At 35.3% G+C, this 16,243-nt stretch carries 12 protein-coding genes; 5 read left to right on the forward strand and 7 right to left on the reverse strand.

Annotation, left to right across the window (positions count from 1 at the left end; translation table 11 throughout):
* Nucleotides 1–27: 27 nt before the first annotated feature.
* Nucleotides 28–972, reverse strand: a complete 945-nt coding sequence (locus A6M55_RS03300; protein ID WP_229235470.1) for a hypothetical protein — start codon at nucleotides 970–972, stop codon at nucleotides 28–30.
* A 191-nt stretch (nucleotides 973–1,163) separates the two neighbouring features.
* Here A6M55_RS03300 and A6M55_RS03305 point away from each other — a divergent pair, with 191 nt between their 5' ends.
* Nucleotides 1,164–2,186, forward strand: a complete 1,023-nt coding sequence (locus A6M55_RS03305; RefSeq protein ID WP_015027508.1) for a hypothetical protein — start codon at nucleotides 1,164–1,166, stop codon at nucleotides 2,184–2,186.
* Between the two features lie 57 nt (nucleotides 2,187–2,243).
* On the opposite strand, the gene A6M55_RS03310 is transcribed toward A6M55_RS03305, so the two are convergent.
* The 3 genes from A6M55_RS03310 to A6M55_RS03320 are packed head-to-tail and all read right to left on the reverse strand — an operon-like array spanning nucleotide 2,244 to nucleotide 5,884.
* Nucleotides 2,244–2,615 (reverse strand): DUF423 domain-containing protein, encoded by a 372-nt coding sequence (locus A6M55_RS03310; RefSeq protein ID WP_015027507.1) that lies wholly within the window; start codon nucleotides 2,613–2,615, stop codon nucleotides 2,244–2,246.
* 36 nt (nucleotides 2,616–2,651) lie between these two features.
* Nucleotides 2,652–4,583 carry a GDSL-type esterase/lipase family protein gene (locus A6M55_RS03315; RefSeq protein WP_064196468.1) on the reverse strand — a complete coding sequence of 644 codons (1,932 nt, stop codon included), beginning with the start codon at nucleotides 4,581–4,583 and terminating at the stop codon, nucleotides 2,652–2,654.
* Between the two features lie 11 nt (nucleotides 4,584–4,594).
* On the reverse strand, nucleotides 4,595–5,884 hold the full coding sequence (locus A6M55_RS03320) for a DUF3472 domain-containing protein (protein WP_064196456.1): 1,290 nt from the start codon (nucleotides 5,882–5,884) through the stop codon (nucleotides 4,595–4,597).
* A 138-nt stretch (nucleotides 5,885–6,022) separates the two neighbouring features.
* Between A6M55_RS03320 and A6M55_RS03325 the strand changes: the two genes are divergently transcribed.
* Together A6M55_RS03325 and ygiD are read left to right on the forward strand one after the other, a co-directional pair.
* Nucleotides 6,023–6,904 carry a pirin family protein gene (locus A6M55_RS03325; RefSeq protein ID WP_064196457.1) on the forward strand — a complete coding sequence of 294 codons (882 nt, stop codon included), beginning with the start codon at nucleotides 6,023–6,025 and terminating at the stop codon, nucleotides 6,902–6,904.
* A 40-nt stretch (nucleotides 6,905–6,944) separates the two neighbouring features.
* Nucleotides 6,945–7,820, forward strand: a complete 876-nt coding sequence (gene ygiD / locus A6M55_RS03330; protein WP_082892912.1) for a 4,5-DOPA dioxygenase extradiol — start codon at nucleotides 6,945–6,947, stop codon at nucleotides 7,818–7,820.
* A gap of 57 nt (nucleotides 7,821–7,877) precedes the next feature.
* Here the strand turns inward: ygiD and A6M55_RS03335 are convergent, their stop codons facing one another.
* Together A6M55_RS03335 and A6M55_RS03340 are read right to left on the reverse strand one after the other, a co-directional pair.
* Nucleotides 7,878–8,543, reverse strand: coding sequence for a YggS family pyridoxal phosphate-dependent enzyme (locus A6M55_RS03335; RefSeq protein WP_064196458.1), 666 nt, complete (start codon nucleotides 8,541–8,543; stop codon nucleotides 7,878–7,880).
* A 132-nt stretch (nucleotides 8,544–8,675) separates the two neighbouring features.
* Complete coding sequence (locus tag A6M55_RS03340) at nucleotides 8,676–9,728, reverse strand: PD40 domain-containing protein (protein ID WP_064196459.1); 1,053 nt, start codon at nucleotides 9,726–9,728, stop codon at nucleotides 8,676–8,678.
* Nucleotides 9,729–9,953: 225 nt separating this feature from the next.
* Between A6M55_RS03340 and A6M55_RS03345 the strand changes: the two genes are divergently transcribed.
* Entirely contained in the window at nucleotides 9,954–12,200 is a 2,247-nt protein-coding gene (locus tag A6M55_RS03345; RefSeq protein ID WP_015027500.1) for a DUF5916 domain-containing protein, read from the forward strand.
* A gap of 249 nt (nucleotides 12,201–12,449) precedes the next feature.
* On the opposite strand, the gene A6M55_RS03350 is transcribed toward A6M55_RS03345, so the two are convergent.
* On the reverse strand, nucleotides 12,450–14,207 hold the full coding sequence (locus tag A6M55_RS03350; protein ID WP_064196460.1) for a hypothetical protein: 1,758 nt from the start codon (nucleotides 14,205–14,207) through the stop codon (nucleotides 12,450–12,452).
* A 150-nt stretch (nucleotides 14,208–14,357) separates the two neighbouring features.
* Here A6M55_RS03350 and A6M55_RS03355 point away from each other — a divergent pair, with 150 nt between their 5' ends.
* Nucleotides 14,358–16,139 (forward strand): ABC transporter ATP-binding protein, encoded by a 1,782-nt coding sequence (locus A6M55_RS03355; protein WP_064196461.1) that lies wholly within the window; start codon nucleotides 14,358–14,360, stop codon nucleotides 16,137–16,139.
* Nucleotides 16,140–16,243 lie beyond the last annotated feature (104 nt).

The following is a 16,243-nucleotide window of genomic DNA, read 5'->3' on the forward strand; positions in this document are numbered from 1 at the left end:
GAGGAATTTTTTATAATCAAGAATTAATTATTTTATTTCAAAAGAACCACGTCCAATGCTAAAGCCTTCTGAATATAACTCAATGTTGTATTTCCCTTTTTCGTAATTTATTCCACGAGAATAAATAAAATCTACATTTTGACCAGAGTTATCATACATAACCGTTTGTTTGGCAGTGTAGACTGTTTCTTTTCCTCCAAAATTGAATACCCCTGAGCCCGTAGCCATATCTGAGATACAATTGCCTTGTGGGTCGAGTAAGCGTAAATAAATAACTTTATTTTCTCTTTTAGTCAATGGGTTCTCAGATAATTTGAAGGAAACTTTAACTTTATCGACACGTTTAGCTTTATACTCTCCGCCCTCTCGTTCTTTACCACGTGAGTTGATGGCATTTACTGTAACGTTCATCGCTTTCAAAGCTGCCGCAAGCGTTACTTTTTCAGCTAATTCTTTATTCTTTACGTTTGTTGCATAAACCGAATCACTAAGAGCTTGTTTATCAGATTTTAGCGTAGAAACATCATTTTTCAAATTTGTATTCTCGTTGCCCAAAGTTTTTACCTCAGTTGTTAATTGGGCATTTTCTTCCCTCAACTTGGCAATTTCTTTGTCTTTAGCACTTAAAGCAGCTTCATAACCTTTGATTTTATTCTCAAAATCACGGATAGAAACATTTTTTGAATTTACTAAATTACGTTTATCTTGTTCTAATTGTTCTTTCAATGCTTCAAGGTCAGCTACTTGTCCACCCAAAGAAGATACTTCTGCAATTTTTTTATCTAATTCATTTCTAATTGAGTCAAGTTTAGTGTTGGTCAATAGTAATTCTTTTGTTTTATCAGAAATATCAACATTCTTAGACTCAATTTCTTGGCGAGCGTTAAAATAAAGGAAGGCGAAAAGAGCGGCTAAAGCAATAGCCAATACAAGGCCAGCAGTTGTGGCTGTATTACTTCTTCTTTCATGCATGTTTTCCATAAAAAATGAGATGATTAAGTTTTAGAGTTACAGGTTTATTAACGGCAAAGTTATATTTTTATTGATACTATTTCAGTTTTATGAAGAAAATTTGTTCTTTATTTCTACTTAATCTCAATGCAATGACTAATTTGCATATAGCTAATAGAATTTACACAAAAAACTAACCTAAATGTACGAAAATGGCTCTCATTTCGAAGAAAAAAATACCATTTAAAATATCCCCACGACTCCGAAAATACCTAGCAAAGTATGGCCGTGAAAGGGCTTTGCCAATTAAATATAGTGATTTGCTACGTTTCGATAATGCATTTCCGCTGTATGATAAAAAAGGTAAAGATACTTTGTGGGAAACCGTTATGTATCCACAAAATGACCTTGAAGAAATATATGAAGCATTGAAGATTATTTATGCCGATTTAAAAACCGATGGTGATGCTGCTGTAATTAAACACTTGGTTGTTGACCGTGTTGATACTTGTACTTATGCCAACACAAAGCCTTTTAGGATAAGAATCGTTAATAAAATTAATGATAACCACGATTATTTCTATATAAAACTGGCTGATGCTTCGCGAATTTATGGACTTGAACTTGAACATCTGCTTTCGCCTAATGTAATTAGTTATTGTACCAATGAAGATACTTTGGTTGAAGAACATATCGCTGGTATTCCGGCCGACCAATTCATGAATAATCACTTGAATGATGCTAATTTCAATCCAATTCGTTTGAGCAAAGAGTTTATTAAGTTCAATGAAAGGTGTTTTGTGAGGCTTTTAGGCGATATGCACTCTTCTAATTTTGTTATTATTGTCACGCCAGATTTTGAAGATTTTCATTATCGACTTCGTGCGATTGATTTTGACCAGCAATCTTATGAAGGTTCAAAATCTGTATATATGCCCCAGTATTTCAAACAAAATAATGGTTTGATTCAAATGGGTATGAAGTTTTTAACTGCAGAATCTGTAAAACAGTACCAAGCAGAAGAGAGAAGTTTGATTGCGAATCGTTTACGGGAAGAGAAAATTAGAATGCACGACCTTATTGATACGATGAAAAAAGATACACTATCTTTACCTGATAACCTAGAAAAGTTGAAAATAGACTTATCTAAACACTATCATAATGGGGATTTTGTGAAGTGTAAAAGTATGGGAGAGGTAGTAGAATTAAGTTTAAAATTGGTTTTAGCTCATTGATAAGCATAAGTCATCCCGAATTCTGAAAAGACTAAATTAGGGATGACTCATGTTTTATTATTTTTTGCTTACTGACCAAAATAATAAAAGCCAGCCAATAACCATGAGTGTGCCTCCAATAGGTGCAACTGCCCCAAAAACGTTTAGTCCAGTAAAACAAATCGTATATAAAGCACCACTGAAAATCAAAACGCCCGACAAAAGGCAATAGCCGCTATAAGAAATTGTTTTGTTTTGAATATTTTTCGAAAGAATTCCTACCAAAATCAAAGCTATTGCATGATAAAATTGGTATCTAACCCCAGTTTCAAAAGTTTCAAATCTTCCACTGGCCAACAACATTGGTTTTAGGGCATGAGCCCCAAATGCCCCAATCATTACACCTATTGCTCCTAATAAAGCACCTGCTTGCAAAAAAAGTTTGTTCATCTTTTCTCTTAAATTAATTCGACTTTGTAAAAGTACTTAATTTGCTTTTCCGTTCACAACAAAATAATAAATTTGACAGGCATGCCCCACACTTTTAGGGTTTGATTCTTTTGAAGTTCGTAGGATAAGATTATGTTTTTTATTTTCGAGTTCTGCTTCAAAAACATAGACCCAAGGTAAATAAAGACCTGAACTCCAATTAGTAAATAAATCTAATTTTTTGAATGGTTTTCCATCGATACTAAATTCCAAAATTCCTGCATCTGGCCCAGCTAATGTAAAAATACCAATTGCTTTCCCCTCAAAATCGAGATTTAACTCGGCCCCTTCGTCGAGAGCTTCAAGAATTGAAATATCAGAAAACCGTTTACGAACTTCGCCTTGTGTTTGAGCTTTCCAAGGTTTTTCATAATGCCAACCATTTTTTACTACTGCGTTTCGAACATCAATCAACTGTCCATCAAAATAGCTATATTTATCCATTGGTTTAGCTTTGATTTGATGTGGTCTGATAGATTCATCGGTAAAGTATTTAGCTGACCATAATTTATCAAAAACCGCACTTATCGTTGCAGAATAATAAGTATGCCCCAAAGGTGATGGGTGCGTACCCCCAAAGTCTTTCCAAGTAAACTCATTTGCAGCCATGCGTTCGGCAATTTCTTGAGCTAAGTTGATGGATGTTATTTGGTAATAATCAGCTACTTTTTCGTGGTTTAAAATTACTTCTGGCGTTTTCCCTTCTTTATAGATTTCAATAAAGGGGTCATGAATAAAATGCAGCATGATAATATCCATGTCAGGGTTACTCAATAATGCTTGTCTAACCATACCTTCCATGCCTCTAATTTGTTCTCTTCCTGAGAAGAAATTAGTAAAATCATTTACGGCTGCTTCAACGAATAGTAAGTCAACTTTGCCGTTTTTCAAAACATCATTCTTAAATCTAAAGGCATGTGGCGTTGAGCCCATTGAGCTAATGCCAGCAGCTATAAAGTCGAATTCAGTATCTGGAAAACGTTGCTTTAATTCTTCACAAATGGCATTTCGCCAACCGTTTCCTTCGGTAATTGAGCCACCTAAGAAAGCCACTCTTCCTTTTTTTGTTTTTTCAAAAATATTTCGAGCATTATTCAAATTTCCTCTTAATTGGTAATGCATTTTACTTTGATAATCAGCAGTATGTTGATGTACGAAATTCACGATTGGAGTAGAATCTGGTAAAGCATGCGGATGGTGGTCAACACCTGGTTTTAGAATTGTTCGCATATTTCCGCCTAATTTCATCAGATTTCGACGGAGTATTGCTGAGTTTTCGGCATAAGGAACTACTTTGTCAGCGTCGCCACAAACACTTAAAATGGGAATTCCTGCTTTGGCTATGGTCTCCAAATTATCAATGGCATTTCCTTTGAAATTATCAGCTTCCTTGTCATTTAATTGATATTCATTTATAAATCCTTGCCATAATTCAGCTTGTTTTTTGCTTGGCCAACTTTTTACATCACAAACTGGAGCATCAAGGTAAATAGCGGCCACTTTATCAGGGTTTTGTTTGGCCCAATTCACTACAAAAAGTCCACCTCTACTAATGCCTTCTAAGGTTACTTTTGGAGAGAATTGATGGTGTTTTACTAATTCTTCGTAAAAAGAATCGAATAAGGCAATTGCTTTTGGACTACCATAACGATGGGTTAGGTCTAAGTACACAACATGCCATCCACGAGCCAACAAGCCTGCGTCGGCTTGGGCAAAAGCTCCAAAAAAGGCTGGTCGAAAAATCCAAGGCTTGTTGGGAGCCACTTGTTTGGGAGAAACTACGATGGCACTTAAATCTTTAAATACGAAATTTTCACGTGCAAAACCTTGCCATGTACTCTGAGTTCCTGAAAATTCTTGGGCAAAGCTGAGCGAAACCAAACAAATAAGTATTATTTGTGTGAAAGTAAAATAAAAATATTTTCTCATTTTTTGATACATTAGAGAAGTTTCGAAAAATCAATGCTTGGTTTTTTATTTTGCAATGTGCGTTGGAAGGTTTGATTTAATGGAGTATTATCATCAAAAAAACCACAGTTTCTCAAGAAAAAACGGTCATTTTTTAATCCACCAGAGTAATCTAAACGATAGGCTTTACGAGCAGTGTTATCGGCAGTTAGAGAAATTTTGTTTAATTCTGTCCATTCACCTTTTGAATTGCAAATCCATTGATTATCAAAGTAAGCCATACGTTCTTGATTACCAGTTTCGGGTATAAAATTTTCAAGAAACGAGTAAAGATTTTTTAAGTAAGTGGTTGTTTTGGGCCTTTTGAAACTAGCAATTAACCGCCATTGATTTTCTTCTGGTGCGAAGAAATAGGCCGTATAAAGTGTGTAGTTGTTTTCAAGGGGTTTACCTTGTAATAAAAACTTGTAGGTATTTCCGGCTATCCAATTATACTTCAAAAAACTCTGACCTCCCGAACCTTCATTACCAAATTCTCCGGTATATACACCTTCTCCCTTTTTCAATAATATAATCTTTTGGTCTTGAGGAATTGTTTTAGGATTATCTGTATTAAATGGACTCCAAACCGAAAATAATACTCGCCGCTCAGTAGTAGAATTCACCTGCATACCAAAGTATCCTTCACCAAAGCCATTTGCCATAAAGTAAGAACCAATGACATCATTACCTTTTGGAACCGTGATTTCATTATAGAACCATTCAACTTCTTGAGAAGATTCAACGGGGTATCTTAGATGTACCGAGGGGCCACGTCTTCCCCAATAGAAGAAATTACCGTCGTTATTTTTTACAAATGCTAAATCTTCAGAGATAGCAGACCCACTGACGATTAAATTTGAAATTTGACCGAAAGTATTTGTTGTCTTTGTAATTCCACTCATATCGACAGCAATGTATCCTGCCTTTCGGATATTCCATTCGCCTACATATACTTCTTTTTCGGTGTTATTTTCGGCAATAATTTCAATTGATTTACCTTGAATACTTACCTTTAATTTACTTTTACTACCATTGGTGTTGATTATTATTGAAAGTTTCAAAGTGCCTTGTTGGGAGGTTTTAAAATAAGTGCGACAAATTGTAGAGGTATTCTCCCAATCAGAAAATCCTTGTTCACTAATTTTTCCGCCATTGTAGGTCCAAGCATTACCGCCAATTGGTATTTGCTTGGCGTTAGAGTCATGTGTTTGAGCAATAATCTGTGTACTTTTTGCAACTAATACACATATTACCAGCACAATAAATATTTTTAATTTCATAGTTTTGGATAGAGGATTGAATAGAATTTATTAATTTTTGTGAAGTTAAATAAAATAAATAACGTGGAGGAACTCTTGAATAATAAAATTAGTTGTATATACATATAATGTAGTTGTAAGTATTTAATAACCAATAAAATGGAAAATATAAAATCAGTTCAGCAAATATTGCCGCCCCCTGCCACACACATGGTAGGCGATGGATTTAGAGTTCATAATTTCTTTCCAAGTGGCTACCAAATGGGCCTTCATCGAATGAGTCCATTCTTTTTATTAGATTATAACTCAAAAATTGAGTTTACACCAAAAGATGAACCAAGAGGAGTAGGTGTACATCCACACAGAGGTTTCGAAACCGTAACGATTGCTTATCACGGTAAAGTTGCTCATCATGATAGTAGTGGTAATAGTGGGGTTATTGGAGAAGGTGATGTACAATGGATGACCGCTGGAAGCGGGGTTTTACATAAAGAATACCATGACAAAGAGTATAGTAAAGCTGGTGGTCCTTTTCAGATGGTTCAATTGTGGGTGAATCTTCCTGCAAAAGATAAGATGACAACGCCAAAGTATCAGGGCATTGTAAATAGTCAATTAGGCAAATATTACTTACCAGATAATCAAGGTGTTATTGAAGTAATTGCTGGTGAACACAAAGGAATTAAAGGTGCGGCTTCAACTTTTACATCTATTAATATGTATAATGTACGTATCAAAAAAGGTGCAGTTGCTGAATTATCACTTGCTGAAAAACATAATACAGGAATTGTGGTGATTGAAGGAAGTGTTAGAGTAAATGATACAGAAACTGCTCCAACTGATAACTTTATTTTATTCAGAAATGATGGAACTGACATAAAACTTGAGGCTCTTGAAGATGCGGTTTTGCTTGTTTTAAGTGGAGAGCCAATCAATGAGCCAATTGTTCCTTATGGACCATTTTTGATGAATACGCGTGCAGAAATCATTCAAGCTTACGATGATTTAGCAAAAGGAAAGTTTGGTGTTTTGGAGGATTAATAGTTTAAGAATTCGATTTTTTATCTCACTGACAAACACTATGAATCGTAATGATTTCTTGAAAACAATTGGTATTTTGTCATTTACAAATATGAACTTACACGAATTAAAAACGATTTCGGATGAGTTTCCGAAATCTGATAAAATGCCCGTTGTATTTATCGGACACGGTAGCCCGATGAATGCCTTGGCAGATAATAAATTTACAGATAGTTTAGCTCTTTTAGGTAAAACTATTGAAACACCAAGGGCAATTTTAGTCATTTCTGCCCATTGGTTGACCATGAACAAGACGTATGTTTCGGTAAATCCTTCGCCCAAAACAATTTATGATTTTGGAGGTTTTCCCGAAGCACTTTATAAAGTTAAATACGAGCCCAAAGGTTCTCCCGAAATGGCTCGTGAGGTGATTAAAGAGGTAAAGTCTATTGGTATTTTAGAAGAGCATCAAATGGGACTCGACCACGGTGCTTGGTCAGTGTTGCGTCATATTTATCCGGCAGCTAATATCCCAACTTTTCAGATGAGTATTGATTTTTCTAAGCCTCCACAATATCATTTTGAATTGGCTAAAGAATTACAAAATCTTAGAAATAAAGGTGTTTTGATTCTTTCAAGTGGAAATATCGTACATAATCTACGACAAGTAAAATGGGGAGACAATAATCCTACACCTTATGATTGGGCGGTTGAATTTGATGCAATTGTAAAGAAAAAGTTAGATAACCAACAGTTTGCTGAGTTGGCCGACTTTAAAGCATTTGGCAGTTTAGGCACTATCGCACACCCATCTTATGACCACTATTTACCGATGATTTATAGTGCTGGCTTGATAAATGCGAAGGAAACAATTAAATATACTTATGAGGGAGTAGAAATGGGAAGTATCAGTATGAGATGCTTTCAAGTGGTTTGATTTTGTTAATTTTGTGCCATATTTTTTAAATTTGGCACAAAATTAAATATCAAAGAACTATTTTTGATAGATTCTTTCTCCAAATATCTTGCTTCCAACTCTAATCATTGTACTTCCTTCTTCGATAGCAATTGTATAATCTCCACTCATACCCATTGAAAGGATTTTTAGTGAAGAGTTTTCACTAATAATAGAGTTATAAAAGTCTTTTAGTTTCTTGAACTCCTTTCTAATTTGAACTTCATCATCGGTAAGGGTTGTCATTCCCATTAAACCTGCAATTTTAATATTAGAAAGTTGCCCCAAAACTTCTGGTTTAAGAATTTCCAAACATTCTTCTTCTGTCATACCACTTTTGGTATCTTCTTCGGCAATATAGATTTGTAATAAACAATCAATTACACGATTATTCTTCGCTCCTTGCTTATTGATTTCTTGCAATAATTTGAAACTATCAACAGAATGAATAAGACTCACAAAAGGAGCGATATATTTTACTTTATTCGATTGTAGGTGTCCAATAAAATGCCATTCAATATCTTTGGGCATTTCTTCATACTTACCTACTAATTCTTGTACATAATTTTCTCCAAATCGTTTAAAACCAGCATTGTAAGCCTCCATGAGCATTTCTACTGGCTTTGTTTTTGATACTGCCACTAAGGTAATATCCTTTCCTGCAATTTCTTTTTCAATAAACTGTATGTTTTCAACAATGGCCATTCTTTTAATTATTTTAGATTCTCGTTTGGCTTATAGTTTTACTCAAAGAATAAACCAAATCTTATTAGTAAGTTATCTCGAAGGGGCTTTGAAAAATTCGGGATGACTCATATTTACAATAATTTTAAGTTTTTAATCTACCCAATCAGCAATAAAAAGATTTGTATCACGAGTACCACCATTATTGCGATTTGAGCTAAAAATCAACTTTTTACCATCATAACTAAACATTGGAAAGGCATTGAAATTACTTTCAGTTGTAATTTTTTCAAGTCCAGTTCCATCAATATTAATCATATAAAGCTGGAAATCATATCCACGTTGTGAGTGATGATTCGAAGCAAAAATAATTTTATCTCCTTTAGGTGTAAAATAAGGGGCCCAGTTGGCCTTACCTAACTTGGTAATTTGCTTTAAATCACTGCCATCAACATTACAAGTGAAAATCTCCATGTTGGTTGGGGCAACCAAATTCTTCTTAAGATTTTCTTTATATTCTGTTTTTTCTTCTTCAGTTGAAAAACGAGAAGCACGGAATACTAATTTTTTACTATCTGGCGAGAAAAATGCACCGCCATCATAACCAAGCTCGTGTGTAATCTGCTTGACATTTTTGCCATCAATATCCATGATATATAAATCCAAATCGCCATTTCTTGTACTGGTAAACACAATTTTTTTACCATCGGGCGATACGGTAGCTTCTGCATCATAGCCCGGGGTATTAGTGAGGCGTTTTTTTACTTTTCCTTTTAAATCGGCCACATAGATATCAAAACTGTCATAGATTGCCCAAAGATATTTTTTGCCCATATCAGGTACTGGTGGACAAGCGTGTCCGCCGCTTTCATGCGTACTTGCATAAAGAATTTCCTTTCCGTTAGGCATAAAGAAACTACAAGTTGTGCGACCGAAACTTGTACTAATAAAATCAGGTCGAACTTTGGGGTCTTTTAATCCTTTTGTAACGTCCATGTAAAATATTTGGTCACATGAAAGTCCCCAAGCGGGGTTATCTGATTGAAAACTGATGTATTTACTATCGCGACTAAAATAGGCTTCTGCATTATTGCCACCAAAAGTAAGTTGTCGGATATTAGTTAGGTGTTTTTCTGCTGGTGCCTGTGCGTAAGAAATTGTATTAAAAAAAAGGCTAAGAGCCGCAAAAAAAGATAGATATTTCATGAATGTTATGTTTGTTTTTATGGTATAATTTGGTGAAAATCAGTTAAATGTACTTGGTTTGAATTTGGATAATTGCACTTTATTGAGCAAAGTTATGACAGAATAAGTTTTTTTTGAAAAATAATTAATAATGAACAATATAACCATAAAATAAGTAAAAATATCAACGTAAAAGTGTAAATAAAACACGTATTTTTGTATCTTATTTTAACGATCCTCGTAGATATGAATAGACTTTTCCTTTTAATTTTATTTTTTACATTTTTTATACAAGCAAAAGCCCAGCACATTCCTACTGTCAAAGTTTTAAATGAAAAAATCAAACTTGATGGTGTTTTTGATGAGCCTGCTTGGCAAAATGCCGAAAAAATGCCATCGTTTTGGCAGTTTTTTCCGAAGGATAGCATTAAAGCCAAATATCAAACCGAAATTATGCTTTGCTATGATTCAAAGAATGTTTATATAGCTGCAAAAATGTATTCAGCAGGAAAAAAATATGTTACTCCTTCGTTTCGTAGAGATTTTAGAGCTGGTGGAAACGATAACGTAAGTTTTTTGTTTGATACTTTCAACGATAAAACTAATAGCTTTTTGTTCGGAATAAATCCCTATGGCGTTATGCGTGAAGCCTTACTTTATAATGGTGGAACCGCCAATGAATATTTTAATATATATTGGGATAACAAGTGGGAGGCCGTAACAAAAATTTATGATGATTATTGGACTTGTGAATTGGCGATTCCTTTTTCTACATTACGTTTTAAAGATGGAAATAGCCAGTGGAATTTCAAGGCGTATCGTTTTGATACTCAGAGTAATGAACAATCAACTTTGATGCGGATTCCACAAAACCAAATCATTATGAATTTAGGGTATTCGATGCCAATTAAGTTTGAACAACCATTAAAGAAAGCAGGAGCAAATATTTCTATTATCCCTTATGTTTCTGCTGGAAGCACGCGTGACTTTGAACATCCAGAAAACCCAAATGCAGGAAATAAACTCAATTTCGGTGGAGATGCTAAGGTGGCGGTTACATCAGGATTGAACTTAGATTTGACCTTTAATCCTGACTTTTCAAATGTAGAGGCCGACCGTCAGGTTATCAATCTTACACGCTTTGATGTAAATTTTCCAGAACAGCGTCAGTTTTTCTTAGAAAACTCTGACTTATTTACTGGATTTGGTGGCTATAATACCAACCCATTTGTTCCACCAGCAGGTTCGTTGGGTGTGAGTGCCGCGGGTAACCAAATTGTAAGTCCCTTCTTTTCAAGACAAATTGGTATAGGCATTGATACTACCACAAACTTGAGCGTGCAAAATAGAATTACCTATGGTGCCAGAATTAGTGGTAAAATAGATGATAACTGGAGGGTAGGAGTATTGAATACGCAAACGGCTGCTGACTCGTATAAGGGAATTGCCAGTATGAATTATTCGGTAGCGGCTTTGCAAAGAAGAGTGTTTGGTCGTTCGAATATTGCTGCAATTTTTGTTAACAAAGAAGTTTTAGGTAAGGAGCTAAGTAAGGGCGTAAATGCTTATAACCGTGTGGCTGGTTTGGAGTATAATTTAGCATCTAAAGATAATCGTTGGAATGGAAAACTGTATTATCATCAGGTTTTCAGTCCGATTAGTGTGAATGAGAAGTTTGCTCATGGTTTTAGTCTAAACTATAGTGTTAGAAAACTAATTGCGAAGTGGTCGCATGATTGGGTAGGTAAAGGTTTTGATGCAGAAGTAGGCTTTGTTCCTCGCAAAAACTTTTTTCACATCAATCCTACTATTGGGTTTAATATTTTTCCTAAGTCGAGAACTTTTAATAGAATTAGCTACGGTGTTGCTTATGACCAATATAGTCAACCTGGGCTTGGAGTAACAGACCGCCAAGCAGGTCCATTCTTGTTGTTAGGATTCCAGAATTCAGCGAATATATTAATGACTTTAAATCAAAATTATACATATCTGTTTAATGATTTTGACGCACTCCGAAGTAATAGAACACTTCCTTCTTTGAAGAAAGGAACAAGTTATACTTATTATAATTTCTCGGCTAATTATGTTTCTGATTTGAGGAAGAAATTTTCGGTTAACTTTCAGCCATTAATTGGTCAATATTATGATGGAAGCATTGTAAGTATGGTAGGAACCGCTTCTTATCGTTTTCAACCTTATGGCTTTTTATCGGTTAATTTTAGCTATAATGATATTCATCTTTCTACAGGAAGTAATAAAGTCTATTTATTTGGACCAAAATTTGATTTAACATTTTCAAAAAGTTTATTCTGGACGAGTTATGTTCAATACAATAGCCAAATCAAAAACGTAAATGTTAATTCACGTTTACAATGGCGTTTTGCTCCAGTTTCGGATTTCTTCTTGGTATATACTGACAACTATAATTCAGAAGCTTGGATGCCTAAAAATCGAGCAATTCTAGCCAAAGTAACCTATTGGTTGAATCTCTGAGTTTTGATTTCATTACAGTGTCTGGCAGCTGAAGTAGACGGTAATGAAAGAAATGAAATGAGGGATTCACTGATAAAATGAAATTAAACATTCATTGCCGTCGGTTTCAACCGAAGGATGAAGGGATAAAAACAAAATGGCTTTAGCCTAAACTTCTATATTGGGTTTGACTAAAGCCATTTTGGTTTTATGACAATGTCGTCAGCTAAAGCAGACGGCAATTAAGCACACTATAAATGAGCATTCGAACTATGATAGTGTTATTTTATGCTTAAAAGGAACAATGCCCGTCAAGAAAACGTGCATTCCTTCGGTTCGAAGACTCCCAAAATGTGAGGTGTACATTTCTCCTTCAAGGCCTCGAAGTTTTGAATGTTTGAAAATTCCATCCCCAAATTTAATACTATCTTTCCCGAATTTATATTCACCCGTTCCACTTTCGAGTGTATAATTATCGGCATCATCAAGTTTTTTCAAACCAATAAATTCTCCTCCTTCTCTAAAGCAAAACTCAATTGTAACTTTTACGCCTTCTGCACCTTTTACATTAAACAACAGCTCGACTAAACCATTTTTTTCTTCTATACTAATTGTAGTTTCGATGGTTTTGATGTTGCTTTGCGGGCGATTCTCAAAGTCCATTTTATTCCAGAATCTACCATCGGTACTCGGTGAATGTTGGTAATTGCCATCAGCACGTTTAAACTCATCTGGTAATGGCTGATAATAGGGAGCTTCAATTTTTTGACTAAGTATATATTGGTTTCCTTCTTTCTTTAAGCCATCACTTCTAAAATAACCTGTACTGAAGAAATCTGTTGAGAAACGCATGTATTTCAGAATGGCTTCACCTTTACGGTAGCTAAAGAAGTTCGGACTGGTCGAACGCCCTGAGGCAATAATTGTGGGTTTATCCGTTCCACCGAAAATGGTCAAAGTTGTATCTTTTCGGCGAATTCTAGCTAAACTTGTGGTTTTGAAAAACTGTTCAAAATTAGTGTTCAATTCGGCAGGTTTTGGTAGAGGCTTACGTAAATCAGCATCATCGGTTAAGAATGCTAATAAATCTGGCATATTTTTCTCTTCAAAACCTTTTATTTGCTCAATTTGCTTACTGATTGCCGCAAATTCTGTATCATTATCATGGATAGCCATGTGGCGATAGTCTAAGTAAAAGGGAAGGGTATTCATACCAATAAATTGGTCCTGACGTCTCGAATCATTTGTAACCATTTCACCGTTAGGTTCCATATAATAGTAGCTCATTCGAAGATTTTTTCGTACATAGTCATATAATTTAGGACGATTCAGTAATCTTGCCATTGTAATGAGGCAGTTGTCTGTCACTTCTCCATATATCATACTACGTTCAAGATAATGGCCATCGGCATCAATAAAAATATATTCAGAAAGCCATTCATCTATTCTTCTGACATATTTTTTATCAGGATATAAATCATTGATACGTGCCAATGCCGCCGAAATTACCCAGCGATGATTAGGCGTATGCACGCCACCTGTTCGCATGGCTTCACCAGCTTCTAGGATAAAGTCTTTTAATAATTCCTTTACGTTATTGAGAGCTGGAATTGATATTTTACGTAGAATTCTATCAGCTACACAAAGAGGCTCTAAAATAAAAGCGGTGTCGGGCGGGGATGCCAAATTACCAAGGTCAAGCGTGCCATCTACTTTTTGATATTTAATCAGAAATTTTAAAATACGAGTCATAGCTGGTATTAGCTCTGTTTTCTGATAATAGCGTGAAGTTGGCTCGGCCATTGCCGCTGAAAGATTCGCAAAATCGAACCCTAATCTTCTTCGAATTTCGGTGATTTCAACCTCAAAAATTTTCAGTAGTTTTTCAACTTCTTGATTATTAGCTTTTACAACATTTTGTAAGAAAGTATCTGTATCTTCTGCCCAAGAAAAATAAGGCGAGAGTGTAAACATGGAGCCAATTCCTAAACATTGTTTAAGAAATGTTTGTCGAGTAATGTTTGGCATACTTAGGGTTGAATTTTAGCTTGTAAAAGTATAGGGAAGTATGTGGGCTTGCAAATGATTTATTGCTCAAAATTGATACTTTATTCAAACACAAGGCTAAAATTGACTAAATTGTGGTCTTAAAATTAGATTATTGTAGCTTTGATTGATATGAAGGAGAAGACGATTTATAAAAACCCATATTTTTCATTATTGAAAACCGCTTGGAAATATGCTAAGCACGAACGTAAACGATACCTATTGATTTACGGTATGTTTGCAATAGCCAATGTGGTGTTTTCTTTGAACCCGATTTTATTCGGGTGGTTTATTGATAAAATTCAGCATGATTTTCAGCATACAATTAAATATACGGTTTGGTACGCCGTAGGTTATCTTGGCCTAAAGCTTTTAGAATGGGCGTTTCATGGCCCTGCACGAATCATGGAGCGACAATTAGCTTTTAATTTAAGTCGAAATTTCTTGCAAGAAATGTATCATCAAGCTTTGCATTTACCCGTAAAATGGCACCAAGACCACCACAGTGGCTCAACCATTAACCGAATTCGGAAAGCTTATGAGGCACTCAAAAATTTCTTTCAAAATGGTTTTATGTTTCTACATGCACTTTCAAAGTTTGTGTTTTCGTTTGGGGCAATGCTCTATTTTTCGCCTCTTTTCGGAGGAATTGGTATTTTGATTGGCATCTTTACGGTTTGGGTCATTTTTAAGTTCGATAAACCTTTCATCAAAACGCTTGATGAAGTAAATGAAAAAGAACACACGATTTCTTCAACTCTTTTTGATAGTCTTTCAAACATCATTACCGTCATTACGCTTCGATTAGAAAAAAGTATGGAGTTGGGTTTGATGGCAAAAGTGAAGGATTTATTTCCACCTTTTCGCAAAAATGTGGAGATTAATGAATGGAAATGGTTTACGGCCGAAATGCTCGTTGGTCTCACGTATGTGGTGATTACGTTGGGTTACGTGTATCAAAATTACGAGCCAAATAAGGTTTTTTATGTAGGTGGTTTAGTTACATTGTTGGGCTTTGTGAATCAGTTTACTAGTGTTTTTCATGATGTGGCTTGGCAATACACCGAAATTGTGCAGTACAATACCGATGTGCAAACGGCTCGCTCGATTGCTGACGATTATGCCAATAATCACCGAGCAGAAACGACCATTGCTTTGCCACAAAAATGGCAAACAATTTCGATTGATAATCTAAGTTTTTCGCACCGAGATTCGTATGATGAAGGTCACGCTCCGCAGAGTTTACATGATATTTCGATAAAGATTCAACGAGGTAAGAAAATTGCATTTATTGGTGAAAGCGGTAGTGGAAAAAGTACGCTACTTGCCTTATTAAGAGGGCTTTATGAGCCAGAAGCGAATATGAAATTTGAAGTTGATGGAAAACCCTTTCAGATGGCAACGCTCAACGAAACCGTAACGCTATTTCCGCAAGAACCTGAGATTTTTGAGAATACGATTCGCTATAATATTACACTTGGATTACCTTTTGAGAAAGATGATGTTTGGAAGGTTTGTGATGAAGCCTATTTTACTGATACGGCCAAAAATCTTCCCAATGGCTTAGAATCAAGTATTCAAGAAAAAGGAGTCAATCTTTCGGGTGGACAAAAACAGCGTTTGGCGTTGGCTCGTGGAATTTTGGCCGCTCAAACCAGCGAAGTAGTTTTGATGGATGAACCAACAAGTAGCGTTGACCCAAAAACAGAAGCATTGATTTATGAGCGTTTGTTTGAAACTTTCTCCGAAAAAGCGGTCATTTCATCGCTTCATCGTTTGCATTTACTTCGATATTTCGATTATGTATATGTGCTCAGTCAAGGAAAAATAGTCGCCGAAGGTACTTTTGAGGTTTTGAAAAACTCTAACGCAATTTTTCAAGAACTTTGGAAACATCAGGATGTGGAGGGTTGAAAATTATTCATCGTTCTTTTTATCCGAATATCATGTAAAATGCACTTTTGACTTAAATTGGTTCTAATAAAATGTTTTTTTATGTAAGATTTACAGCCTAATTA

It is taken from the genome of Emticicia sp. MM, from assembly GCF_001649495.1.